Here is a 24,317-nt window from a genome sequence, read left to right on the forward strand (position 1 = left end):
ACACCCGCGCGCCGCGGCATCCACTGCTCAGCACTCGGTCAGGCGTCGTCGTCCTTGCGCTTGCGCCACCGGATGCCGGCGGCGATGAAGCCGTCGAGGTCTCCGTCGAACACCGTGGTGGGGTTACCGACCTCGTGTCCGGTGCGCAGATCCTTCACGAGCTGCTGGCCGTAGAGGAAGTAGGAGCGCATCTGATCGCCCCAGCTCGCCGTGATCGTGCCGGCGAGCTCCTTCTTCTTCGCGGCCTCCTCCTCGCGCTGCAGGAGCATGAGTCGGGTCTGCAGAACGCGCATGGCGGCGGCGCGGTTCTGGATCTGCGACTTCTCGTTCTGCATCGACACGACGATGCCCGACGGGATGTGGGTGATGCGGACGGCGGAGTCCGTCGTGTTGACCGACTGCCCGCCGGGACCCGACGAGCGGAAGACGTCGACGCGGATGTCGTTCTCGGGCACCTCGACCTCGACGGCCTCCTCCATGACGGGGATGACCTCGACGGCGGCGAAGCTCGTCTGGCGCTTGTCGGCCGAGCCGAACGGGCTGATGCGCGCGAGGCGGTGGGTGCCGGCCTCGACCGACAGCGTGCCGTAGGCGTAGGGGGCATCGACCTCGAAGGTGGCGGACTTGATGCCCGCACCTTCGGCGTAGGAGGTGTCCATCACCTTGACGGGGTACTTGTGCCGCTCGGCCCAGCGCAGGTACATGCGCAGGAGCATGTCGGCGAAGTCGGTGGCGTCGTCGCCGCCGGCACCCGAGCGGATCGTCACGACGGCGGAGCGCTCGTCGTACTCGCCGTCGAGCAGCGTCTGCACCTCGAGCTGACCGATGACGTCCTCGAGCTGCGCGAGTTCTTTGCGCGCCTCGTCGGCGGACTCGTCGTCGTCCATCTCGACGGCCAGCTCGACGAGGACGTCGAGGTCGTCGAGGCGGCGCTCGACGTCGCTCACGCGCTTGAGCTCGGCCTGGCGGTGGCTGAGCGCGCTGGTGACCTTCTGAGCACGCTCGACATCGTCCCAGAGGTCGGGCTGGCCGGCCTCGTCGGACAGCCGCGCGATCTCGGCCTTGAGCGCCTCGACGTCGACCACGGCCTGGATGTCGGCGAACGTGGAGCGCAAGGCCTGGATGTCGGCGGAGATATCGAATTCGAGCATGACACTCCAGAGTAACGTGGAAGCAATGGGAGCCAGCGACGAATCCGAGCCGATCCGGCGGGTTCTGTGGCGCTTGGCGCCGATGATCTACGGTCCTACGACGCTCTTCGGGCTCGGCGAGGGCGCGGTCGTCCCGCTCATCCCGGTGATCGCCTCGCAGCTGGGTGCCGACGTCGCGACCTCCGCGCTCGTCGCCGCGGCCCTCGTCGTCGGCCAGCTGTGCGGCAACCTGCCGGCCGGGTGGGCGGTCGCGCGCATCGGCGAGCGGGCGACGATGATCATCGCCGGTGTGCTCGCGCTCGGCGGCGTGACAGCCATGGCCTTCGCGCCAGTTCTGGGGGTGTTCGCGGCATCCGTCTTCGTCATCGGCATCTGCGCGGCGGCCTTCGGCGTCGCGCGGCACGCCTTCATGACGACGCGCGTGCCGCTGACGTTCCGTGCACGTGCACTGTCGCTGCTGGGCGGGAGCTTCCGTCTCGGCATGTTCGTCGGCCCGTTCATCGCCGCACTGCTGCTGTGGGTCTTCGGCGACGAGCACGCCACGATCTGGTTCTTCGGGGTGTGCCTCGTCGCCATGATCGCGCTCGTCGCGTTCGGGCCCGAGCCCGAGAAGCGGCTCGCCGCTCCCCCGGCCATCGCCCGCAATGAGAAGGGGGATGCCGTCGCGCCGGCGCCCGTCCCGGCGCGACGCCTGCCGGGCACCGGCGTCGTCCGCACGGCCTGGCGAAACCGCGACGTGCTCGCGCGGCTCGGCGTCGCCGCGGCGTCGCTGTCGGCGCTGCGCTCGACCCGGCAGGTGCTCCTCCCGCTGTGGGGCGTCGCGATCGGACTCGACGGCTCGACGATCGCTCTCGTCGTGGGGGTCTCGGGCGCCATCGACTTCGCGCTCTTCTACGCGAGCGGCCAGGTGATGGACCGGTTCGGCCGACTGTGGGCGGCGCTGCCCGCGATGATCCTGATGAGCTCGGGCCTCATCGCACTCGCCCTGACCGCCGCGAGCGCACAGCCCGAGCTGTTCTTCGCGCTGTTCGCCGCCGTCCTCGGCGTCGGCAACGGCCTCTCCAGCGGCATCCTGCTGACCCTCGGGGCCGATGTCGCCCCGGCGGCGAACCCGGCCCCGTTCCTCGGGTCGTGGCGGACCCTCACCGACGCGGGCGGTGCGGTGGCGCCGCTGGTGATCTCGGGCATCACGGCGGTGGCGTCGCTGCCGATCGCCGCGGCCGTCATGGGCGTCCTCGGACTCGTCGGCGCGGGCGGGTTCGTGCGCTGGGTTCCGCGGTTCGTGCCACGAGCCGGCGGGTCGCGGCCGCCGGCTCGCGGGCCGCACCCGGACGCCCCTGATGATGCGGCGTAGCGGGGCGACCGTGAGGAGGACGCGCGCGGCCGTCGTCACGGCGGGCGTCGCGGTGCTGCTGACGAGCTGTGCGCCGGTGATCTCGGACGGCGCTGCGCCGCGGGATGCGAGCGTCGCACCACCGCCCGCCGGAGCGGTGCCCGACTATCAGCTGGGCGGCGCCTACGAGCCGGACGACGGCGTCGGGATCGTCGGGCGCGATCGCGGTGCCGCACCCGCCGAGGGCCGGTACTCGATCTGCTACGTCAACGGCTTCCAGACGCAGCCGGGCGAACGGGACCTCTGGGATGCCGACCTGCTCGTCACCGTCGGCGGCGAACCGCTCATCGACCCCGACTGGCCGGACGAGGTGCTGCTCGACACCTCGAGCGCGGACAAGCGCGATCGGATCGTCGACATCGTGGGCGAATGGATCCGCGGCTGCGCCGACGACGGCTTCGACGCCGTCGAGTTCGACAACCTGGACTCGTTCACGCGCTCGGAAGGCGTGCTCGACGTCGCGGGCAATCTGGCGCTCGCGACGGCCTACGTCGAGGTCGCGCACGGGGCCGGCCTCGCGGCCGGCCAGAAGAACGCCGCCGAGTACGCACGCACACTCCGCGACGAGGCCGGGTTCGATTTCGCGGTGGTCGAAGAATGCGCCGCCTTTGCGGAGTGCGACGCGTACACGGACGTGTACGGCGACGCGGTCGTCGACATCGAGTACACCGACAACCTCCCCCGCGACTGGGCGGAGGTGTGCGCGGACCCCGCCACTCCCCGGTCGGTGGTGCTGCGCGATCGCGACCTCACGACACCGGGCGACCCGGATCACGTCTTCGAGACGTGCTGACCTGCGTCGCCGCGCGCGGCCATCGCGCGGGCCGTCACGTCACCGGAGCGCGACGCGGGTCGTCGCGGTCGCTGAGAGCCGCACGCCGTCCGGCACGAACATCGACACGATCGGCGGCTGCCACACGGTCGCCACGGTGACCCGTGCCGACACGCCGTCTGCCGTGGTCGCGGCGACGAGCGAGGCGTCGGGCGACGCGGCGACGACCTCCGCCGCGAGGCGTGCGACCTCGGCCGCATCCAGGCGAGCGTCCGCGCCCGCCGGGCCGACGACGACGTCGAAACCATCCGCGGCGGCGAGCGCGGCGGCATCCGCGACCGTTTCGGCGCGCTGCTGAGCGAGGTGGAGGGTCAGCGCGTTCGCGGTTACGAAGACGACGGCGAGCGCGAGGAGCGCGTACCCGATGGCCAGGAGGAGGATCCGCCCGTCCTCGTCGTCGCGCAGCCGATGCGGTGCGCGAATCACGATGCTCCCCACAGGCGGGAGACGCGCTGGACGGCGCGAGCCTCGACGGGGACCTCGGCGATCGAATCCAGACCGAGAACGGGCGGCACGAGCGGGAGGGACGCAGCGGAGCGGACCGTCACCGTCACGAGCGTTCCGGGCTGCGGACAGTCCCCGGGTGCGGCGCAGGACACCTCGATGTCGAGGTCCGCGGCACCCAGTCCGTACTGCTCGGCGATCGTCGCCCGGGTCGCGTCGACGAGGGCGGCGCCCGCACGGTCGGCGGGTGCCGTGGCGACGACGCGGGCGAGCTGTCGCGCCAGCGCCTGGACGCCCAGTGCCTGGGACTGCACGGCGCCCAGAGCGACGACGAGGTAGACCAGCGGGACGAGCAGGACGCATCCGGCGACGATGAACTCGAGGGCCGCGGATCCGCTGTCGTCACCGCGCAGGTCACTCGAAGGTCTCGAGCGGCGCATGAGCGCGCACCTCCCATCCCCCCGGTATCCCCACGAGCCCCGCGACGGGCAGGGTCACCGTCAGCCTGACTTCGACGGTGGGGCGCCCGCCCGCGACCACCACGCGGGTGTCCGACCGCTGGACGAATCCCGCGCCCACCGTGCGCGTCAGGATGTCGCGGGCTCGGGCAGCGCCGTCGGCATCCGGGACGTCGGCGAGTGCCGCATGGAAGGCGCCGTCGACAGCCGCGTCCAGAGCGACGCCGCGGACGTAGACAGCCACCCCCAGCTGCAGCACGCCCAGAGTGAGCACGGTGAGCAGCGCCGAGACGAGCACGAACTCGACGGGCGCCGAACCGCGCTCGTCCGCGGCGAGCGCGGCCGCCTCAGAATCCCGACACACGACCGATCGCCTGTTCGAACAGGCCCGACAGCGCGGGCCCGGCGAGCGCCCAGATGACGACCACGAGCCCGGCGGTCATCAGAGTCACCAGCACCCAACCCGGCACGTCCCCGGTCTCGTCCTCGCGCAGTGCCTGGGCAGCATCCCGCAACGTGCGGATCATCGTTCTCATCGCTTCCTCCTTCTTCCCTCGCCCCGAAGGGCACATCTCTCACACCCCGAGCCGCAGCATGACGATGCCGGGGAAGATCGCGAAGATCACCGACAGCGGCAGCACTAGGAAGACGAGCGGCAGAAGCATGAGGATCTCCTTCCGTCCCGCCTGCTCGATGAGGACCCGCTTCGCATCGTCACGAGCGTCGACGGCCTGCGCCTGCAGCACCTGCGCGAGTGGTGCACCCCGTTCGATGGCCGCCACCAGGTGGTCGACGGCCCGTGACACGGGTGCCACATCCACCGAGCGCGCCATGTCGGTGAGCGCGTCGGCCAGGGGCGATCCGGTGCCCGTGGCCAGCAGAACCGCGCGCAGGTGCCGATTGAGCTCGCCCGCACCCACCGCGCTCACCCGCCGCAGCGACTCGGGAAGACCCTCCCCCGCCGACAGACAGAGGGCGAGGAACTCCAGCACCGTGGGAACCTCCTCGCGGATGAGCCGGCTGCGCCGGGTCTCCGCGATGCGCAGCAGCCACGGCAGAACCGCGCCACCGGCGGCCGCGCACAGGAGAGGCAGCACCGCGCTGCCCCACCAGAATCGACCGACCACCGCGAGGACGACGACGAGCGCTCCCCCCGCAACGAGTCCGGCGACGCCACCCGCGAGCTGCCGAGCACGGAACCGCGGCGCCGACAGGTCCCACCCGGCGCGCCGCAGCCGAACCTCCAGGGCTCCCCATGCGGAGCCGGCGCTCATCGCGCGACCCCACCAGCCGTGTCGGGACGCGATGCCGCGTGCCACCGGCGGGGTGAGCGGGGTGAGCCCGAGAGGATCGGCGACGTCTCGCAGATAGGGAGCGATACGCCTCACGAGGCTCGGAGCCGACCAGCGCGGCAGACGGGTGCCCACGAGCAGGATGCCGGCAGCGAGGGTCGTGCCGAGGAGCACCGCCGTCGCGAGTTCGCCCGTATCGCTCACGTCGTCCACCGCCGAGGCTCGCTGATCCGCGCTATCCGGAGCATGAGCCGGTAGGCGACGACCGAGATCACCGCGCCGCCCACCACGAGGACGATCCCTTCGCCGCTCCCGTACGCGCGTGCTCCCTCCGGCCGGGAGGCCAGCAGGGCGAGGATCACCCAGGGCGCGACGAGCCCGAGCACGGCGGCGCCGCGGATCCACGACTGGCGTGCCTCCACCTCCGCGCGAAGCGCGACTTCCGCTCGCACCGACGACGACAGCGTTTGGAGCACGGGAACGAGCTCCGTGCCGCCGACCTGCCTCGCCATGCGCAGTGATTCGATGATGCGATCGGCCACCGGGTCCGCCAGCATCGCCTTCAGTCGGAGCGCGCTCGAGTCGAAGTGCCCCGAGACGGCGATGTCGCGCGCGAAGCCGGCGAACGCGGACCGGAGGGCGGGCGGGCCCGCTTGCGCGAGCGACGCGATGGCCTCGGCCAGGGGCATGCCGGCTCGCACCGCCGAGATGAGGAGGTCGCACACGTCCGGCCAGAGCGCGCGGCGAGCGCGACGGAGGCGACGCGCTCGGTCGCGGAGCCACGCGACCGGCGCCACGCCTCCGGCGAAAGCGGAGACGAGAGCCACGACCGGCAACGCGGTCAGCGTCCAGGCGACGGCTGCGGCGACGGCGGCCGCGCCCACGCAGAGCACGGCCAATCGGCCGACCGGGGCGTGCGCATAGCCCGCGAGCTGCCATGTCCGCTCGGTCCATCCCGGGGCGCGTTCGCGCGGTGCCCGCTGCGCCGGCGGCCACAGCCACGGCGAGAGTGTCAGCAGCACGCCCGCGGCGAGCAGGCCGCCCCACCCGAGGATCACCGACGTCCCCGATAGACGGTGCGGACCGTGACCTCGTCATCGTCCACCGTGCCGACGGGCGACACGATCTCGGCGACGCGGCGGCGACCGTCGACGCCGAGCTCGCAGTGCACGACGAGGTCGACCGAGGAGGCCAGCGCCCGCTGGACGAAGCCGGCGTCGATGTTGCGCCCGGCCAGGAGCGGCAGCGCGGCGAGCTTGCGAAGCGCGTCCGAGCCCGAGTTGGCATGCACCGTCGCCGCGCCCGGCACACCCGTGTTGAGGGCGAGGACGAGATCGAGCGCCTCCGCGTCGCGCACCTCGCCGACGACGAGGCGGTCGGGCCGCATCCGCAGCGCCTCCTTGACCAGTCGGCGGAGCGTGACCTCCCCTGCCCCCTCGAGTCCGGCCTGCCGCCCCTGCAGTGCGACGATGTCGGGCACGTCGACGGCGAGTTCGAACGTCTCCTCGACCGTGATGATGCGATGCGACGCCGGACTCGCCGCGACGAGGGCGCGCAGCATCGTCGTCTTGCCGGCATGGGTGGCTCCCGAGACGATGATCGTCCGGCCCGCAGCGACCGCCTGTCGGAGCATCGAGGCCGTCTCGCCCTCGAGCGATCCGTGCACGACGAGGTCGTCGAGCGTCCGATGCGCACGCAGGAACTTCCGGATGTTGACGGCCCAGTGGCGCGTGATGTCGGGGATGGCGACGTGAAGCCGGCTGCCGTCGGGCAGCGACGCGTCGACGAAGGGCTGACTCAGGTCCACCCGGCGCCCGGTGGCGTGCAGCATCCGCTCGACCAGATCGCGCACCTGCGCCTCGGTGAGGACCAGGGCGACGCGCTCGCTGCGCCCGCCCCGAGCCACGAAGACGCGGTCGGGTGCGTTGATCCAGACCTCCTCGACCCCGGGGTCATCGAGCAGCGCCTGCAGCGGCCCATACCCCGACACCGATGCCAGCACCTCGCGGACCGCGGCAGCCTCGTCGTCGACGGGAGCATGCCCGCGCGCGAGGGCGAAGTCGTTGTAGCGCCGCACCTCCGAGGCCGCGACCCGCGACGCGATGTCCGGCGCGCTCGCCGGATCGATCCCCTCGCCGCGGAGGCGATCACGCACGCGATCGACGAGGGTCTGCGACGCCGCGCGCGCCGGGGTGTCTCGGATGGGGGAACTCACGCGCAGCATCCTGTCGCGCACCGTTCGGTCGCTGCACCGACTCTCCACAGTCCACCGGTCAGAGCGCCCGGGGCGACCCTCAGCCGAGGAGCTCGATGCCGAACTCCGTCACGACGGCGCGCACGTCCGCCAGGTAGCGCTGGGCCTGCTCGGTGAGCGGGACGGCGGTCCGCCCGATCCAGCCGATCTCAATCCGCTCGTCGACCTCGAGCGGCACCGCGACGATCTCGGGGTCGAGGTCGTCGCTGATGATGCCCGTCGAGATCGTGTATCCGTCGAGGCCGATCATGAGGTTGAAGATCGTCGCCCGGTCCGACACCCGGATCTCCTGCTTGCTCGAGAGGGTCGAGAGGATCTCCTCGGCGAAGTAGAACGAATTGTTCGCCCCCTGGTCGAAGGTCAGCCTCGGCAGGTCGACGAGGTCGTCGAGGGTCGCCCGGGCGCGCGCCGCCAGCGGGTTCCGCCGCGAGACGAAGATGTGCGGCTCCGCCACGAAGAGCGGGTGGAACGCCAGTCCGGAATCGCGGAGGAGCTTGTCGATGACGTTGCCGTTGAAATCGTTCCGGAACAGGATGCCGAGTTCGCTCCGGAGCGTGCGAACGTCCTCGATGATGTCCCACGTGCGCGTCTCGCGGAGAGAGAACTCGTACTCGGGCGCGCCCGTGCTCTTCACCATTCGAACGAACGCATCGACGGCGAACGAATAGTGCTGCGTCGAGACCCCGAGAAGGCGGCGCGACGGTGGGCGCCCGAGATAGCGCTGCTCGAGGAGTTCCGCCTGCTCCACCACCTGCCTGGCGTAGCCGAGGAACTCGACCCCGTCTTCGGTCAGGGTCGCACCGCGGGCCGAGCGGGCGAGGAGAACGCGTCCGACGCGGGCCTCCAGATCCTTCATCGCGGCCGACATGGTGGGCTGCGCGACGTAGAGGATATCGGCCGCCGCCGAGATCGACCCCTCGGCGGCGACCTCGATGAAGTACTGCAACTGCTGCAGCGTGATGCCGTTCGAGCGCTTAGCCATAGCTGAAGCCTATGCCGCGGCATAGCAGCGCTCAATTACCCGATGGGCAGTCGATCGCCGGACGATGAGATCACCGACGTCCGCACGGCCCCATCGGGGCTCCGCTCCGATTGGCTGACCATGGCGAACGAGTTCACGTTCCGCATCACGACGACCCGCTTCGACGAGGACTACGCCCCGTCGGCGGACTCCCGCGTCACGACCAACTTCGCGAACCTCGCCCGCGGCGAGCGCCGCCGGGAGAACCTGCGGAACGCGCTGACGATGATCGACCGGCGGCTCAACGACCTGGCTTCGGCAGACAATGCCGACGGCGACCGCTACACGGCCGAGCTCGACATCGTCTCGGCGCACCTGCGGTTCGCCACGGAGGGCGACGACCAGGAGTTCCCGCTCCTCGAAGTCCTCGACGTCCACATCGTCGACCGCCTGACCGGCGAGCGCCATCAGGGCATCGTGGGCAACAACTTCTCGTCGTACGTCCGCGACTACGACTTCAGCGTGCTGCTGCCGTCGGTGAACGAGGCCGGCGGGGCATTCACCGTGCCGGAGGACTTCGGCGTCCTCCACGGCAAGCTCTTCCAGCACTTCCTCGAGTCGGAGGCTTACCGCGAGCGCTTCCCCCTGCCGCCGGTGGTCTGCATCAGCGTCTCGACGAGCAGGACGTACCGCCGCAACGGCACCCACCACCCCGTCCTCGGAGCCGAGTACGAGCAGGACTCCTTCTCACTCACCGACGAGTACTTCGCGAAGATGGGTCTGCAGGTGCGCTACTTCATGCCGCGCGGCAGCGCGGCTCCGCTCGCCTTTTACTTCCGCGGCGATCTGCTGAGCGACTACACCGATCTGCAGCTCATCGGCACGATCAGCACGATGGAGACCTTCCAGAAGATCTACCGACCCGAGATCTACAACGCCGACTCCCCCGCGGGCAGCGTCTACCGCCCGACCCTCGAACGCGACGACTTCTCGCCCACGGCGGTGACCTACGACCGTGTCGAGCGCAGCCAGCTCGCAATCACGCAGGGGCGCTACACCGACGAGCACTTCGTGACGCCCCATCGCACGGTCCTGACCCAGTGGGCCGCCGGGTACGCGACCGCCCCCGCACGATGACCAATGGAGCATCCCCGATGACGAACACCCTCCTCCCCACCTCGATCGTGGGGAGCCTGCCCAAGCCCGCGTGGCTCGCCCAGCCCGAGGTGCTGTGGTCGCCCTGGGAGCTCTCGGGCGACGCGCTCGTCGAGGGCAAGCAGGATGCACTGCGCGCAGCGGTGCACGAGCAGCGCCGTCGCGGCCTCGACATCATCAGCGACGGCGAACAGACGCGTCAGCACTTCGTCACGACCTTCATCGAGCACCTCGACGGCGTCGATTTCTCACGGCGCGAGACGGTCCGCATCCGCGACCGCTACGACGCGAGCGTCCCGACCGTGGTCGGAGCGGTGAGCCGGCGACAGCCGGTGTTCGTCGACGACGCGGTGTTCCTCCGGGAGCAGACCGACCAGCCCATCAAGTGGGCCCTTCCCGGCCCGATGACGATGATCGACACCCTCGCCGACCGGCACTACGCCAGCCGCGAGAAGCTCGCGTGGGAGTTCGCCACGATCCTCAACCAGGAGGCGAGAGAGCTCGAAGCGGCCGGCGTCGACGTCATCCAGTTCGATGAGCCGGCGTTCAACGTCTTCTTCGACGAGATGAAGGACTGGGGCATCGCCGCGCTCGAGCGCGCGGCCGAAGGACTCCGCGCCGAGACTGTCGTGCACATCTGCTACGGCTACGGCATCAAGGCGAACAACGACTGGAAGGCGACGCTCGGCGACGAGTGGCGCCAGTACGAGGAGTCCTTCCCGCTCCTGCAGCGCTCGACCATCGACGTCGTCTCGCTCGAGAGCCACCACTCCCACGTCCCGCTGGAGCTCATCGAACTCGTCCGCGGCAAGAAGGTCATGCTCGGCGCCATCGACGTCGCGAGCGACGAGATCGAATCCCCCGAGGATGTCGCCGACACCCTGCGGCGCGCTCTCGCCTTCGTCGACGCCGACAAGCTGATCCCGAGCACGAACTGCGGCATGGCTCCGCTGCCCCGCGGCGTCGCCCACGACAAACTGAGCGCGCTGGTGGCCGGTGCCGACATCGTGCGGTCGGAGCTGGCCGGGAGCGACGCGCCCCGCTGAACGGCGATGCTTCGGGTCATCCCGAAATCTCAGCCGGAACAACGATGAGAGCGCACCCGCGCTGGTTAGACTGAGCCGTCCGCGGGAGTGGTGGAATTGGCAGACACGCAGGATTTAGGTTCCTGTGCTTCACGGCGTGTGGGTTCAAGTCCCACCTTCCGCACGGATCGAGCGCTCGCCCGACCCATCTCTTCTTGAACACCGACGGGAACACGCTGTGCACCAGATCGCACTCATCCCCTGGTTGGATCCCGAAACGATCATCAGCGCCGCAGGCCCGTGGGCCCTGCTGGTGGTCTGCTTCATCGTGTTCGCCGAGACCGGTCTGCTGGTCGGCTTCCTGCTGCCGGGCGACACCCTGCTGATCATGGCGGGCCTCCTCTCGAACCCCGCCACGCACGCACCGCACGGCGTCTTCGGGATCAACGTCTGGATCGTCGGCCTGCTGATCGGCCTCTCGGCGTTCCTCGGCGGCGAGGTCGGGTACGTCATCGGGCGCAAGGGCGGTCCCGCCGTATTCGAGCGCAAGGAGTCGGGGCTTTTCAGCCGACGCAACGTCGAACGGACGAACGCCTTCTTCGAGCGGTACGGCGGCGTCACGGTCATCCTCGCCCGGTTCGTTCCCATCGTCCGCACGTTCGCTCCCGTCGCGGCCGGCGTCGGCAAGATGCCGTGGCACCGCTACTCGCTCTACAACCTGATCGGGGCCGTCCTCTGGGGCTTCGGTCTGACGATCTTCGGCTACGCCGTCAGCCTCATCCCGGGCGTCGGCGAGTTCGTCGCGGAGTACATCGACGTCATCCTCCTGGCGGCGGTGGTCGGCACCGTGTTCTTCATCGTCTGGCACTACTTCGCCGAGAAGCGGAAGGCGAAGACGGAGATGGCCGCCGGTCCCGACAGGCGCACCGACGCCGCCGAGGCCGAAGAGCTCGCCCTCGACCCGCAGGTGTTCCAGCAGCACGGCCACCCGCACGCGCACGGCCCGTCCGGGGAGCGATCCGACCGCGGCGACGACTCCGAGCCGCCGCGGTCCTGATCAGGACGCCTTCGCGCTCTTCTTGGCGGGCGCCTTCTTCGTCGACGACTTTTTCTTCGTCGGCGCGTCGTCACCGTCGCCGGCCTCGCTCTTCGACGATCGGGCCGCGCGACTGCGCTCGACGCTCGCGCGGAGCGCCTCCATCAGATCGATGACCTCGCCGCCGTCCTTCTCGGCCTGTTCGCCGAAGGTCTCGGAGGTGTCGAGCGCATCGCCCTTCTCGAGCTTGGCGTCGATGAGTGTCCGCAGCTCCTCCTGGTACTCGTCGGTGAAGGATTCCGGGTCGAAATCGCTCGAGAAGCTCTCGACCAGGGATGCCGACAGCTCCAGCTCTTTCGCCGAGATCCGCACCGATTCATCCAGCGACGGGAACGCCGCCTCGCGCACCTCGTCGGCCCACAGCAGGGTCTGCAGCACGAGGACGTCGCCTCGGACCCGCAGCGCCGCCAGGCGCGTCTTCTGACGGAGCGAGAACCGCACCACCGCGGTGCGGTCGGTCTGCTCGAGGGTCCGGCGCAGCAGCACGTACGACTTCGGCGACGACGAGTCCGGCTCGAGGTAGTACGCCTTGTCGAGCGTCAGCAGATCGATCTGCTCGCTCGGCACGAACTCGACCACGTCGATCTCGCGGCTGCGCTCCGACGGCAGCGAGGCGAGGTCGTCCTTCGTCAGAACCACCGTCCGATCGCCGTCGTCGTACGCCTTGTCGATGTCGGCGTACGGCACGACCTCGCCGTCGATCTCGCAGATCCGCTGATACCGGATGCGGCCGCCGTCGGCGTTGTGGACCTGATGCAGCGGAACGTCGTGATCCTCCGTCGCCGAGTACACCTTGACGGGCACGTTGACGAGTCCGAAGGTCAGCGCACCTTTCCAGATCGCTCTCATGCCCTCAGTACACACCGCAACCCACCCGCGCGAGAAGCGGGTGGCGCAATACCCTGTCGCCATGGCAGGCGAGCAGACGGTCCGGGTCGACGGTCGTCGCCTGCGGCTGTCGAACCTCGACAAGGTGCTCTACCCCGCGACGGGCACCACCAAGGGCGAGGTCATCGACTACGTCTCCCGCATCGCGCCGCTGATGCTGCCGCACCTCGACCGACGGCCGGTGACGCGCAAGCGCTGGCCCGAGGGCGTCGAGCACCCCGACTTCTTCGCGAAGGATCTCGAGCGCGGCGCGCCGTCGTGGCTCCCCCGTCTGCCGATCGACCACTCGAGCGGCGCCAAGGACTACCCGCTGGTCGACGAGGTCGCCTCCCTCGTCTACCTCGCCCAGGTCGCGAGTCTCGAGCTGCACGTCCCGCAGTGGCGCTTCACCGACGCCGGCGAGCGCGGCGCTCCCGATCGCCTCGTGCTCGACCTCGATCCGGGCCCGGGCGTCGGGCTCGCGGAGTGCGCGGAGGTCGCGCGGTGGGTGCGCGACATCCTCGACGACATGGGCATGCAGCTCTTCCCGGTCACGAGCGGGAGCAAGGGCATTCATCTGTACGCATCGCTCGACGGCTCGCAGACGAGCGACCAGGCGTCGATGCTCGCGAAGGAGCTCGCGCGGGCCCTCGAGGCCGATCACCCCGATCTCGTCGTCAGCCAGATGACGCGGAGCGCCCGCGCCGGCAAGGTCTTCCTCGACTGGAGCCAGAACAACGGCTCGAAGACGACGATCGCGCCGTACTCACTGCGCGGCCGCGCCGAGCCCACCGTCGCCGCGCCGCGCACGTGGGACGAGCTCGCCGACCCCGGCCTGCGCCACCTCCGCTTCGACGAGATGCTCGACCGCGCGTCGAACCTCGGCGACCTGCTCGCTCCCCTGGCACCGGCGCGCACGGCACCGCTCGTCCCCTACCTCGCCAAGCGCTCGGCCGACCGCACCCCCGAGCCGATGCCCGCCGCCGTCTCGCCCGCCCCGGTCTCGGTCGGGGCCGCGGCCGGCGCGTCGGACGACAGCCGCCGCTTCGTCGTCCAGGAGCACCATGCCCGGCGCCTGCACTACGACCTTCGGCTCGAGCGCGACGGCGTGCTCGTCAGCTGGGCGGTGCCCCGCGGCATCCCGGACACTCCCGACCGCAACCACCTCGCCGTCATGACCGAGCCGCACCCGATGGAGTACCTGACCTTCGCCGGCGAGATCCCCGCGGGCGAGTACGGAGCGGGAACGATGACGATCTGGGACACGGGCCGCTACGACCTGGAGAAGTGGCGCGACGACGAGATCATCTTCACCCTGCACGGGACGCCCGGCGGAGCCGCCGATGCCGCGCGTCTCGTCCTCATCCGCACCGGCGGCGCAGGCGAGAAGTCGCAGTGGCTGCTGCATCGGATGAAGGCGGATGCCGCGTCTCCCCGGCTACGAACGGCAACGTCAACGACACCGGCAACGACACCGGCACCGGCGGGCGACGATCCCGAGGCAGGCGCCGTCTCTCCCCGCGCGCCGATGCTCGCCGTCCCCTCTGCACCCGGGCCGGCGCGGGCCGCCGCGTCCCGCTGGGGGTCCTGGGTGGAGTTCAAGTGGGACGGCATCCGCGCCCTCGCCTCGTGGGACGGGGAGCGCCTTCGGCTGACAGCACGCAGCGGCACCGACATCACCGCGCGCTACCCCGAACTGACCGGAGCCGCTCTCGGCCTCGGCGCCGACGCGCTCGTCCTCGACGGCGAGATCGTCGCCCTCGACGCGGCGGGTCGACCGAGCTTCCCGCTGCTGCAGAACCGCATGCACCTCTCGAAGCCGCGCGAGATCGAACGCGAACGCGAACGCACGCCGATCGACTACTTCGTGTTCGACCTGCTGCGCATCGGCGAGCGCGACGTGACCGGACTGCCGCTGCGGGACCGACGTCGCCTGCTCGAGGAGGCGACGGCGGGTGCGCGGGCTCCGCTCACCGTCCCGCCCCGGACCGACGACCTCGACGCCGCGCTGACCGCCGCACGCGAACTCGACCTCGAGGGAGCGGTCGTCAAGGACCCGGGCTCGCCGTATCGCCCCGGCGTCCGCTCCGAGGAATGGCTGAAGGTCAAGCTGACGCGCACCCAGGACGTCGTCGTGGGTGCGATCCGGCCCGGGAAGGGCGGGCGCCGCGGCGGGATCGGATCGCTCCTCCTCGGCATTCCGGGCCCCGATGGTCTGCGCTACGCGGGGCGCGTCGGATCGGGCTTCTCCGACATCGAACTCGCCCGGCTGGAGGCGGCGCTCGAGCCCCTGCGCACCAGCGAGAACCCGTTCGTCGGGATCCCCGCCGCAGACGCCTCCGACGCGCTCTGGGTCGCGCCCGAGCTCGTCGGCGAAGTCGAATTCGCCGAGTTCACCCCCGGCGGCATCCTCCGGCACGCGCGATGGCGGGGGCTGCGGCCCGATCGTTCCCCTGCCGACGTGACCCGCGAGGAGTGACGCCGGAGCGCATCGGCGTCAGTGCCGCGCGTCGTGCTCCACGTGACCGGCGGGTTCGAGCTGGAACGTCGAGTGCTCGACGTCGAAGTGCTCCGACAGGCACCGCTGGAGATGCGTGAGCAGTTCGGGAGCCCTGCCGGACTCGAGCACCCCCGCCGCTGCGACGACGTGCGCGGTGAACACGGGGGCGCCGCGCGTGAGCTGCCACACGTGGATGTCGTGCACGTCCGCCACACCGGGGGCGCGCAGGATGTGGTCGCGGATCTGCGACACGTCCGTCCCCTGCGGCACCGTCTCACCGAGCACGGCGAACACCTCGCGCAGCAGCACGAGGGCGCGCGGCACGATCATCGCGGCGATCGCGAGCGAGGCCAGCGCGTCGGCCGGCATCCAGCCGCTGACCGCGATGACGATCGCCGCGCCGATGACGAGGAGCGAGCCGAGCAGGTCGCCGAGCACCTCGAGGTAGGCCCCGCGCACGTTGATGCTCGTGCGCTGAGCCGCACTCAGGAGCCACAGCGACACGGCGTTCGCGACCAGGCCGACGACGGCCACGACGAGCATGAGTCCGCCGGCGACCTCCACGTCGCTCGGGGCGAGGAGCCGCTGAATGCCCTCCGTGGCGACCCAGACCGAGACGGCCAGCAGGATGATCGCGTTGATCAGCGCGCCGAACACCTCGACGCGGCGGTAGCCGTAGGTGTTGCGCTGATCGGCCGGGCGGGCCGCGATGACGCTCGCGACGAGGGCGATGACCAGGCCCGAGGCGTCGGCGAACATGTGGGCCGAGTCGGCGAGGAGCGCGAGCGAGCCGGAGAGCACGGCACCGACGACCTGGACGACGAGGACCGTCGCGGTCAACCCGAGCGAGATCGCGAGCAGCCTGCGGTTGTCGTAGCCGCGGATGCCGGATGCCGGTGCGTGGTCGTGCATCTTCCGAGGTTAGGCCCGCGCGCAGGGCTTCGATCTCGAAAATCCCCAATCAGGAATGAAAACGGTGATCAGCCTCGCCCGCGAGCTCAGTACCGCCGAGCCCCGATGGGGCGGAGCGTCAGAGGCTCCGCAGCAGATCGGCGAGCGCCACGAACGCCCGAGCGCGGTGCGACTGCGCGTTCTTCTCCGCGGGAGTGAATTCCGCCACCGTGCGCGCGGGCGCGGGCTGCTCGTCGGGAACGAAGACGGGGTCGTAGCCGAAGCCGCCGGCGCCGGCCGCCGCGGTCGCGAGGCGGCCGGGCCACACACCCGTCACGACGTGCTCGGTGTCGCCGTCGACGAGAGCGATCACCGAGACGAACTGCGCGCCGCGCCGCGGATCGGCGATGTCGGAGAGCTGGTCGAGCAGGAGGGCGGTGTTCGCCGCGGCGTCCTTCCGGTGTCCGGCCCAGTAGGCCGAGAACGCCCCCGGAGCGCCGCCGAGCGCATCGACGCAGATGCCGGAGTCGTCGGCCAGCGCGGGCAGCCCGGTGTGGGCAGCGGCCGCGCGCGCCTTGATGAGCGCGTTCTCGGCGAACGTGACGCCGTCCTCGACGGGCTCGGGTCCGTCGTAGGCGACGATCTCGACGTCCGGACGCACGGCGGCGACGATCCCGTGGAACTCCTCGACCTTGTGGGGGTTGTGCGTCGCCAGCACGATCCGCGAGCTCATGCGCGCGACGCGGTCTGGATGTCGCGCAGCTGCGCGCAGCCGTTCACGCCGAGCTCGAGCATGGCGTCGAGCTCGCTCTTGTCGAAGGGCGCGCCCTCGGCGGTCCCCTGCACCTCGACGAACAGGCCGCGACCGGTCACGACGACGTTCATGTCGGTCTCGGCGCGCACGTCCTCCACGTAGGCGAGGTCGAGCATCGGCGCACCGTCGATGATCCCCACCGACACCGCTGAGACCGAATCGATGAGGGGCGTGGCGCGCTGCGCGATGAACTTCTTCTCGCGGCCCCATTCGATGGCGTCGGCAAGGGCCACGTACGCGCCCGTGATGGCCGCGGTGCGGGTGCCGCCGTCGGCCTGGAGCACGTCGCAGTCGATGACGATCGTGTTCTCGCCGAGCGCCTTGGTGTCGACGACCGCGCGGAGGGCGCGACCGATCAGGCGCGAGATCTCGTGGGTGCGGCCGCCGACCCTGCCCTTGATCGACTCTCGGTCGTTGCGGCTGTTCGTGGCGCGCGGCAGCATCGCGTACTCGGCGGTGACCCAGCCCTTGCCCTTGCCGGTCAGCCAGCGGGGCACGCCATTGGTGAAGGATGCCGTGCACAGGACTTTCGTGCCTCCGAAGCTCACGAGGGCCGAGCCCTCGGCGTGAGCGCTCCACCGGCGCTCGATCGTGACCTCGCGCAGCTGGTCGGGGGTGCGTCCGTCGGCGCGCAGGGAGTCTGTCATGTCGGTCTCCGATTCGGGGTGGGTCAGGGTGCCGGTCGCGGCGGCAGGGTGATCGCGCCCGTCTGCACGAGACGGACGGAGGAGATGCCGCGCCCCATCAGCCGGTCGGCGAGGGCGAGGAAGTGCTCGGCCGAGTCGCCGGTGGCCTCGTAGACGTGGCGGGGCGTTGCGTCGGGGCTGGCCAGGAGGGAGCGCGAGACGAGCTGACGGTAGACGTCCTTCGCCGTCTCGGTGTCGCTCGAGACGAGGGTGACGTCCTCCCCCATCACGTAGCTGATGGCGCCCTCGAGGAACGGGTAGTGGGTGCAGCCGAGAACGAGGGTGTCGATGCCGGCCGCGCGCAGCGGTGCGAGATACTCCTCGGCGACGGCGAGCACCTCGTCCGACTGCGTGACGCCCGCCTCGACGAATTCGACGAAACGCGGGCAGGATGCCGCGAACACCGACAGCGTCGCATTCACCTCGAGCATGTCCTGGTAGGCGCGCGAGCCGATGGTTCCGACGGTGCCGATCACGCCGATGCGCCGATTGCGGGTCGTCGAGATCGCGGTGCGCACGGCCGGTCCGATGACTTCGACCACGGGCACGTCGTAACGCTCCCGCGCGTCGCGCAGCAGCGCGGCGGACGCGGTGTTGCAGGCGACGACGAGCATCTTCACGCCCTCGTCGACGAGGGTGTCGAGCACCTCGAGGCCGTACCGCCGGACGTCGGCGATCGGCTTCGGGCCGTAGGGCGAGTGCGCGGTGTCGCCGATGTAGAGCAGCGACTCGCGGGGCAGCAGTTGCGAGATCGCCCGCGCCACCGTGAGCCCGCCGACACCCGAGTCGAAGATGCCGATGGGCGCGTCGTTCACGATCATCGAGCCTACCCCGCGTCGCTACAGTGGCAGTCATGACGGCTTCGAGCGCGCTGCTGACCGATCGCTACGAACTGACGATGCTGCAGGCGGCTCTGCGTGACGGCACCGCCGATCGCCGATGCGTCTTCGAGGTCTTCGCCCGCCGACTCGCGGGCGGGCGCCGCTTCGGCGTGCTCGCCGGAACCGGCCGCCTGCTCGAGGAGATCGCCCGGTTCCGCTTCGGCGACGACGAGCTCGACTTCCTCCGCGAGCACGCGGCGGTCGACGATCGCACGCTCGCGTGGCTTGCGGACTACCGCTTCTCGGGAACCATCACCGGATACCGCGAGGGCGAGCTCTACTTCCCCGGCTCCCCCGTCCTGGTCGTGGAGGGGACGTTCGCCGAAGCCGTCATCCTCGAGACCCTGGTCCTCAGCATCCTGAACTTCGACTCCGCCGTCGCGACGGCCGCGGCTCGCATGAGCGTCGCCGCCGGCGATCGACCTCTCGCCGAGATGGGCTCGCGGCGCGCCCAGGAGCGGGCTGCCGTCGCCGCCGCGCGTGCCGCCTACATCGCCGGGTTCGGCGCGACGAGCAACCTCGAGGCGGGACGCGTGTGGGGCATCCCCACGATGGGGACGGCCGCGCACGCCTGGACGCTTCTCCACGACAGCGAAGAGGACGCCTTCCGCAGCCAGGTCGCCGCGCTGGGGGTCGGCACCACGCTTCTCATCGACACTTACGACATCCGCGAGGGCGTGGCGACCGCGATCCGCGTCGCGGGGACGGACCTCGGCGGCGTCCGCATCGACTCGGGCGATCTGCCACTCGTCGCCGCTGATGTCCGGGCGCAGCTCGACGAGCTCGGTGCGACGGATACGCGCATCACCGTCACGAGCGACCTCGACGAGTTCGCCATCGCCGCCCTCGCCGCCTCGCCCGTCGACGCATACGGGGTCGGGACCTCGCTCGTCACGGGATCGGGCACCCCGACGGCCGGGATGGTCTACAAGCTCGTCGCGCGACAGGATGCCGAGGGCTCGTGGCTGGGCGTCGCGAAGGCGTCCGCGCAGAAGGCCTCGCAGGGCGGACGCAAGTCGGCCTTCCGCGTGCTGCGCGACGGCACGGCGAGCGAGGAGCTCGTCGTCGTGTCGGACGGATTCGAAGAGCTCGACGCCGCCGAGCGCCACCCGGACGCTCGGGCGCTGCACACCGCCCTGTTCGCCGACGGCGCTCCGGTCGACGGGCACGTCGGCGCATCGGGAGTGCGGGCCGCACGCGAGCACCACGCTCGCGCCATCGAGGAGCTTCCGGTGCGGGCGCTGGCGTTGAGCCGCTCGGAGCCCGCGATCCCGACGGTGTACCGGGACGCCGAATGAGAGGGACGCGTCAGCGCGTCATCGACTCGTAGATCTCCTTGCACGTCGGGCACACCGGGAACTTCTCGGGGTCGCGACCCGGAGTCCACTTCTTGCCGCACAGCGCGCGCACCGGCTTGCCGGTGATCGCCGACTCGAGGATCTTGTCCTTCTTGACGTAGTGCGAGAAGCGCTCGTGGTCACCCGGCTCGATCGTCTCTTCGCGGATGAGCTCTTCGAGCTCGCGGTCGAGGGTCGCCAAGCCCCCCTGGTCGGGGGAATCGAGAGGAGTGCTCATGTCGGAATCCTAACGGCGAACGCTCAGGTCGTCTCGGCGAACGCCATGATCCGGTCGCCTCGGCGATCGAAGACGGCCCCGCCGATCGCGATGCCCGCGACCAGGACGAGGAGCCCGGCTCCGGCTCCGACCGCGAGCGCGAGCCACGACGCGTCGGGGTCGCCCGACAGCGCGTGCCAGGCGAACCAGAGCGCGGGCAGCGCCACGAGCAGCGTCCCGACGAGGACGATGCCCTGTGTCAGTCCCCCGCCCGTCCGCTGCGGCTGCTGGAAGGGACTCTCGCCGTGCCGCGCCACCGCGTACGGGGCGACGACGGACGAGATCGAGGACAGCCCGAATCCCCCGAGCAGAAGGGCGGCGCAGACGCCGAGCATCGCCGGCAGGAGCGACCACGTGCCGTTGATCCCCACCCCGACGGATGCGGCGACCGCGAGCAGCGGCAACGAGAACACGAGGACCGGAACCAGCCGTCCGACGCGGTCCGATGCGCCGCGAACGGCGCTCGAGACGTGGAGCCACACGGCCGAGCCGTCGTAGGCCATGTCGTTGTGCGCAAGCCAGCCGAGGAACAGCGCGATGAGCGGCGCGGGGATGAGGGCCGCGGTCTCGAGGGGCACACCGACGATCATGAGAGGAACGACGGCGACGACGGCGGCGACGGGGATGATCGCCACGTCGACCAGGTAGCGCGGATCGCGCAGCCAGTAGATGAGCGAGCGCGCGGCGACGGCGCCGCCGGGTGTGCCGGGGGTCACCGTGAACCAGCCGAGGCCGCGGTGCTCGCGAACCGACACCGGACGCTCGGTGGCGGTCAGCATGCGTCGCACGATGAGCACCCACACGATGCCCAGCAGGACGGGGGTGAGCACCGCCATCAGCAGCGACGGCACGCTCGGGGCGAGCGGGAAGACCCAGGCGGCACCGAGCGGCGTGAGGCCGAGGACCTCGACCGCTGTGCGCAGCGGCGGCGGCATCCCGCCGTCCCAGTCGAGGGAGGTGAGGAAGACGGCCACGGGGATCGCGACGATCAGCAGCGCGAGAACGAACAGCGCCGTCAGCTCGCGGGACCGCCGCTCGGCGAGCACGAGCCCGGAGACGCCGAGGGCGACGCGCGCGGCGAGCAGCTGCGTGACCCCGACGAGGACGGCAGCGCAGACCCCCACGACCGGGTCGACGCCGTGCGCACCCCAGAGACCCGCGAGGGCTACGCAGACGACGATGACCGCGACCGCCGGCACGCTGACGGGCGCGGCGACGAGGGTCGCGGCCGCGACCGTCGCCCAGCCCGCGCCCGTCACCGCGAAGCGGCGCGGATCGAGCGGATCGCGGACCGGGCCGAGGAGCGGCACGAGCGCGAACCCCGCGCCGATCGCGCTGCCCCCGACCGCCAGAACGGCGAGAGCACTGTCGATCGAGGCAGCGCCGAGTCGGGTCAGCGCCGCGACGCAGACGGTGGTGAGGAGCCCCGCGATGACCAGGCCCGAGATCGCCCGCCCTCGCGAGACTCGGAGCGCGCCGACCAGCAGCGCGAGCCTCAGTCGGAGAACGTGTGCAACCACTCGAGACCCTCCGCAGCGCTCGTGCCCCCCGCGAGCTCGAGGAACCGCTGTTCGAGCGACCGCCCGTCCCGCACCTCGTCGACCGTTCCGTCGGCGAGAACGCGTCCGCCGACCAGGACCGCGACGCCCGAGCACGCGCGCTGCACGAGATCCATGCCGTGACTCGACAGCACGACCGTACCGCCGTGGGCCACGTAGGCCTGCAGGATGTCGAGGATGACCGCGCTCGACACGGGGTCGACGGCCTCGAACGGCTCGTCGAGAACCAGCAGACGCGGCGAGTGGATCATCGCACCCGCGAGCATCACCTTCTTCGTCATGCCCGCGGAGTAGTCCGAGACGCTCCGCCCGAGCGCATCGGCCAGATCGAATGCGCGGGCCAGATCGCTGATGCGGTTCTCCACGACCGCGGGCTTCAGTCCGCGGAGCACGCCGTAGTAGTACAGGAGCTGGCGGCCGGTGAGGCGGTCGAAGGTGCGCAGCCGGTCCGGGAGGATGCCCATCTGACGCTTCGCGCGGGCGGGGTCGCGGGCGAGGTCGATGCCGGCGACGCGGATCGACCCGGCGTCCGGCCGGAGCAGGCCCGCGATCATCGAGAGCGTCGTCGTCTTGCCGGCTCCGTTGGGACCCACGAGACCGTAGAACGAGCCCGCCGGGATGTCGAGGTCGATCGCGTCGACCGCGCGGGTGTCGCCGTAGACCTTCGTCAGCCCGGTCAGCCGGAGCGCGGACTCACCAGCCGGCGTCGTCGCAGCATGCGCCGCGGAGTCATCGTCCGACGGCGACTCCGGCTCGGGGGCCGGCTCGATGACCGCCAGCACGGCCGCCAGCGTCGCGTCGTCGTCGTCGTCGTCGTCGGGACGGACGTCGCGCTCGTCGTGGACAGGTTCCGGAGAGACATCGGCCGGGTCGCGCTCGGTGTCTTCCGTCACCGGCTCCGGTGGCGACGGCTCGTCCGTCACCGGTCCCGCTGACGGCTCCGCCGCCGGCGGCTCCTCCGCGGTCGAGACCGCCTCGGGCGGATCGGCGACCGGCCATTCGATGGCGACAGTCTCGGCAGCGGCATCCTCGATCGCCGCCTCGCGTGCGTTTGCGAGATCCTCAGTGCGGGCGACATCGTCAGCCTCGGCGACACTCGCCACCGCGGGACGCGCCTCGACGGCCGGATCGAACGGCTCGACGGCCGGCTCGACGTCGATCAGTTCCGTGTCGGGCTCGACGACAGTGGGCATCACCCGCGTCGCGGGCTCCGCGGTCTCGACCCCGGCTGCCGCGGCGGCCACCGCAGCCGGCAGCGGCGGGAGCGGGGGCAGCGAAGGCGGCGGGGTCACCTGCGGCGACGGCGCGGGCGTGCGCGGGCGAGGCGAGCCGGCCGAGGATCGCGGCTTACGCGGCTTCTTGGTCGGCTTCTGCGGGGTGCGCGTCGGCTCCTCGCGCGACTCGGGCACGGCGGCGAGCCCTGCCGCAGCGACGTCCGCGGGAACCTCGGGAATCGGGGGGATCGCCGTGCCGACAGCCGACTCGACTCGCCGATCGTCCTGGGGGTCGGGGAGGGCGGCTGTCACTCCTCCAACCTAGCAAGCGCACCGTGTCGGGTCGGGCCCGGCGTCATCGGGAGTCCCTGTGAATGGGGCTACCAGCTTCATCACGAAACCGCAACGGCCGCGCCGGGCGCGGCGGTCTCCCAGGACCTCTCGGTACCATGAGGGATGGTCCACCCGGGTTGACACTCGGTGAACCGTCTTCGAATTCGTGACTTCAGGAGTAGTTCGTGAGCCTTCAGATCGTGATCCTCGCCGCGGGAATGGGTTCCCGCCTCGGCCGATCCCTTCCCAAGCCGCTCACCGAGCTCAGCGACGGCCGCAGCATCATGCAGCAGCAGCACGACAACATCCACGCCGCCTTCGGGGATGACGCGCGGATCACCGCGGTCGTCGGATACCGCGCCGAGACCATCGTCGAGGCGTTCCCGGACGCCGAGTACGTCTACAACCCGCGATACGACCAGACGAACACGTCGAAGAGCCTCCTCCGCGCACTCAAGGCCAGCGGCCGCGGCGGCGTGCTCTGGATGAACGGCGACGTCGTGTTCGACCCGCGCATCCTCGGACGCGCGCGTGCGCTCATCGAGCGGGACCAGTCGTTCGTCACCGTGAACACCGCGAAGGTGAGCGACGAGGAGGTCAAGTACACCGTCGGCGCCGAGGGCTTCATCGCGGAACTGTCGAAGACCGTCCGCGGCGGCATCGGTGAGGCCGTCGGCATCAACTTCATCTCGTCGCGCGACAAGAAGGCGCTGATCGCACAGCTGGGTCGCGTCGACGACCAGGACTACTTCGAGCGCGGTCTCGAGCTCGCCATCGCCGAGAACGCCCTCCTGCTCGAGCCGATGGACATCTCCGACCTGTACGCCGTCGAGGTCGACTTCGCCGAGGACCTCGAGCGCGCGAATCTCTTCGTCTGACCCCGGGCGCCCCCGGGCG

25 protein-coding genes and 1 tRNA gene are annotated in these 24,317 nt (G+C 70.8%); 9 read left to right on the top strand and 17 right to left on the bottom strand.

Going from position 1 to position 24,317, the window contains the following annotated elements; translation table 11 throughout:
• Nucleotides 1-38: 38 nt before the first annotated feature.
• Nucleotides 39-1,151, bottom strand: a complete 1,113-nt coding sequence (gene prfB / locus F6B42_RS08295) for a peptide chain release factor 2 (protein ID WP_150419137.1) — start codon at nucleotides 1,149-1,151, stop codon at nucleotides 39-41.
• A gap of 25 nt (nucleotides 1,152-1,176) precedes the next feature.
• Between prfB and F6B42_RS08300 the strand changes: the two genes are divergently transcribed.
• Together F6B42_RS08300 and F6B42_RS08305 are read left to right on the top strand one after the other, a co-directional pair.
• Entirely contained in the window at nucleotides 1,177-2,505 is a 1,329-nt protein-coding gene (locus tag F6B42_RS08300) for an MFS transporter (RefSeq protein ID WP_150419588.1), read from the top strand.
• A complete protein-coding gene (locus F6B42_RS08305; RefSeq protein ID WP_150419589.1) occupies nucleotides 2,495-3,337 on the top strand; it encodes an endo alpha-1,4 polygalactosaminidase in 843 nt (280 codons plus the stop codon). Before F6B42_RS08300 ends, F6B42_RS08305 begins: the two co-directional genes overlap by 11 nt.
• A 39-nt stretch (nucleotides 3,338-3,376) precedes the next feature.
• Here the strand turns inward: F6B42_RS08305 and F6B42_RS08310 are convergent, their stop codons facing one another.
• The 8 genes from F6B42_RS08310 to F6B42_RS08345 form a co-directional block, all read right to left on the bottom strand.
• Nucleotides 3,377-3,802 (bottom strand): pilus assembly protein TadG-related protein, encoded by a 426-nt coding sequence (locus F6B42_RS08310; RefSeq protein ID WP_317983635.1) that lies wholly within the window; start codon nucleotides 3,800-3,802, stop codon nucleotides 3,377-3,379.
• A complete protein-coding gene (locus F6B42_RS08315; RefSeq protein WP_150419138.1) occupies nucleotides 3,799-4,260 on the bottom strand; it encodes a TadE family protein in 462 nt (153 codons plus the stop codon). Before F6B42_RS08315 ends, F6B42_RS08310 begins: the two co-directional genes overlap by 4 nt.
• Nucleotides 4,235-4,642 (bottom strand): TadE/TadG family type IV pilus assembly protein, encoded by a 408-nt coding sequence (locus tag F6B42_RS08320; protein ID WP_150419139.1) that lies wholly within the window; start codon nucleotides 4,640-4,642, stop codon nucleotides 4,235-4,237. Before F6B42_RS08320 ends, F6B42_RS08315 begins: the two co-directional genes overlap by 26 nt.
• Nucleotides 4,626-4,814: a hypothetical protein gene (locus F6B42_RS08325; protein ID WP_223878414.1), complete on the bottom strand. Its 189-nt coding sequence runs from the start codon at nucleotides 4,812-4,814 to the stop codon at nucleotides 4,626-4,628. Before F6B42_RS08325 ends, F6B42_RS08320 begins: the two co-directional genes overlap by 17 nt.
• A gap of 39 nt (nucleotides 4,815-4,853) precedes the next feature.
• Entirely contained in the window at nucleotides 4,854-5,783 is a 930-nt protein-coding gene (locus tag F6B42_RS08330) for a type II secretion system F family protein (protein ID WP_223878415.1), read from the bottom strand.
• Entirely contained in the window at nucleotides 5,771-6,628 is an 858-nt protein-coding gene (locus tag F6B42_RS08335; RefSeq protein WP_150419140.1) for a type II secretion system F family protein, read from the bottom strand. The genes F6B42_RS08330 and F6B42_RS08335 overlap by 13 nt, the downstream gene beginning before the upstream one ends.
• On the bottom strand, nucleotides 6,625-7,794 hold the full coding sequence (locus F6B42_RS08340) for a CpaF family protein (RefSeq protein ID WP_150419141.1): 1,170 nt from the start codon (nucleotides 7,792-7,794) through the stop codon (nucleotides 6,625-6,627). The genes F6B42_RS08335 and F6B42_RS08340 overlap by 4 nt, the downstream gene beginning before the upstream one ends.
• A gap of 70 nt (nucleotides 7,795-7,864) precedes the next feature.
• Nucleotides 7,865-8,806, bottom strand: coding sequence for a LysR family transcriptional regulator (locus F6B42_RS08345; RefSeq protein WP_150419142.1), 942 nt, complete (start codon nucleotides 8,804-8,806; stop codon nucleotides 7,865-7,867).
• Between the two features lie 120 nt (nucleotides 8,807-8,926).
• Between F6B42_RS08345 and F6B42_RS08350 the strand changes: the two genes are divergently transcribed.
• The 4 genes from F6B42_RS08350 to F6B42_RS08365 all read left to right on the top strand — a co-directional run bounded on the left by F6B42_RS08350 (nucleotide 8,927) and on the right by F6B42_RS08365 (nucleotide 12,022).
• Nucleotides 8,927-9,922 carry a putative oxygenase MesX gene (locus F6B42_RS08350; protein WP_150419596.1) on the top strand — a complete coding sequence of 332 codons (996 nt, stop codon included), beginning with the start codon at nucleotides 8,927-8,929 and terminating at the stop codon, nucleotides 9,920-9,922.
• A 17-nt stretch (nucleotides 9,923-9,939) separates the two neighbouring features.
• A complete protein-coding gene (locus tag F6B42_RS08355; protein ID WP_150419143.1) occupies nucleotides 9,940-10,986 on the top strand; it encodes a methionine synthase in 1,047 nt (348 codons plus the stop codon).
• Between the two features lie 81 nt (nucleotides 10,987-11,067).
• Nucleotides 11,068-11,149: transfer RNA gene (locus tag F6B42_RS08360), tRNA-Leu, on the top strand.
• Nucleotides 11,150-11,203: 54 nt separating this feature from the next.
• Nucleotides 11,204-12,022, top strand: a complete 819-nt coding sequence (locus tag F6B42_RS08365) for a DedA family protein (RefSeq protein WP_150419144.1) — start codon at nucleotides 11,204-11,206, stop codon at nucleotides 12,020-12,022.
• Here F6B42_RS08365 and ku read toward each other — a convergent pair whose 3' ends face one another.
• Nucleotides 12,023-12,910 carry a non-homologous end joining protein Ku gene (gene ku / locus F6B42_RS08370; RefSeq protein WP_150419145.1) on the bottom strand — a complete coding sequence of 296 codons (888 nt, stop codon included), beginning with the start codon at nucleotides 12,908-12,910 and terminating at the stop codon, nucleotides 12,023-12,025.
• A gap of 61 nt (nucleotides 12,911-12,971) precedes the next feature.
• Here ku and F6B42_RS08375 point away from each other — a divergent pair, with 61 nt between their 5' ends.
• On the top strand, nucleotides 12,972-15,407 hold the full coding sequence (locus tag F6B42_RS08375) for an ATP-dependent DNA ligase (protein WP_150419146.1): 2,436 nt from the start codon (nucleotides 12,972-12,974) through the stop codon (nucleotides 15,405-15,407).
• Between the two features lie 18 nt (nucleotides 15,408-15,425).
• Here F6B42_RS08375 and F6B42_RS08380 read toward each other — a convergent pair whose 3' ends face one another.
• The 4 genes from F6B42_RS08380 to murI form a co-directional block, all read right to left on the bottom strand.
• Nucleotides 15,426-16,340, bottom strand: coding sequence for a cation diffusion facilitator family transporter (locus F6B42_RS08380; protein WP_150419147.1), 915 nt, complete (start codon nucleotides 16,338-16,340; stop codon nucleotides 15,426-15,428).
• 118 nt (nucleotides 16,341-16,458) lie between these two features.
• Nucleotides 16,459-17,052: an RdgB/HAM1 family non-canonical purine NTP pyrophosphatase gene (gene rdgB, locus F6B42_RS08385; RefSeq protein WP_150419148.1), complete on the bottom strand. Its 594-nt coding sequence runs from the start codon at nucleotides 17,050-17,052 to the stop codon at nucleotides 16,459-16,461.
• Complete coding sequence (gene rph, locus F6B42_RS08390; RefSeq protein ID WP_150419149.1) at nucleotides 17,049-17,780, bottom strand: ribonuclease PH; 732 nt, start codon at nucleotides 17,778-17,780, stop codon at nucleotides 17,049-17,051. Before rph ends, rdgB begins: the two co-directional genes overlap by 4 nt.
• A gap of 23 nt (nucleotides 17,781-17,803) precedes the next feature.
• The gene (gene murI / locus F6B42_RS08395) at nucleotides 17,804-18,634 is read right to left on the bottom strand and encodes a glutamate racemase (RefSeq protein ID WP_150419150.1); all 831 of its coding nucleotides are present in this window, start codon (nucleotides 18,632-18,634) and stop codon (nucleotides 17,804-17,806) included.
• 38 nt (nucleotides 18,635-18,672) lie between these two features.
• On the opposite strand from murI, the gene F6B42_RS08400 reads away from it, so the two are divergent.
• Nucleotides 18,673-19,998, top strand: coding sequence for a nicotinate phosphoribosyltransferase (locus F6B42_RS08400; RefSeq protein ID WP_150419151.1), 1,326 nt, complete (start codon nucleotides 18,673-18,675; stop codon nucleotides 19,996-19,998).
• A gap of 10 nt (nucleotides 19,999-20,008) precedes the next feature.
• Here the strand turns inward: F6B42_RS08400 and F6B42_RS08405 are convergent, their stop codons facing one another.
• From F6B42_RS08405 to F6B42_RS08415, 3 genes are read right to left on the bottom strand one after another with little or no spacing between them, the layout of a single operon-like run.
• The gene (locus F6B42_RS08405; protein WP_023951164.1) at nucleotides 20,009-20,275 is read right to left on the bottom strand and encodes a DUF3039 domain-containing protein; all 267 of its coding nucleotides are present in this window, start codon (nucleotides 20,273-20,275) and stop codon (nucleotides 20,009-20,011) included.
• A gap of 23 nt (nucleotides 20,276-20,298) precedes the next feature.
• Nucleotides 20,299-21,834 (bottom strand): hypothetical protein, encoded by a 1,536-nt coding sequence (locus F6B42_RS08410; RefSeq protein WP_150419152.1) that lies wholly within the window; start codon nucleotides 21,832-21,834, stop codon nucleotides 20,299-20,301.
• Nucleotides 21,810-23,399: an ABC transporter ATP-binding protein gene (locus tag F6B42_RS08415; RefSeq protein ID WP_223878416.1), complete on the bottom strand. Its 1,590-nt coding sequence runs from the start codon at nucleotides 23,397-23,399 to the stop codon at nucleotides 21,810-21,812. Before F6B42_RS08415 ends, F6B42_RS08410 begins: the two co-directional genes overlap by 25 nt.
• A 206-nt stretch (nucleotides 23,400-23,605) precedes the next feature.
• Here F6B42_RS08415 and F6B42_RS08420 point away from each other — a divergent pair, with 206 nt between their 5' ends.
• Nucleotides 23,606-24,298 (top strand): phosphocholine cytidylyltransferase family protein, encoded by a 693-nt coding sequence (locus F6B42_RS08420; protein WP_150419153.1) that lies wholly within the window; start codon nucleotides 23,606-23,608, stop codon nucleotides 24,296-24,298.
• The last annotated feature ends 19 nt before the right edge of the window (nucleotides 24,299-24,317 follow it).

Origin of the sequence: Microbacterium radiodurans (genome assembly GCF_008710705.1) — a bacterium.
GTDB classification, from domain to species: Bacteria; Actinomycetota; Actinomycetes; order Actinomycetales; family Microbacteriaceae; genus Microbacterium; species Microbacterium radiodurans.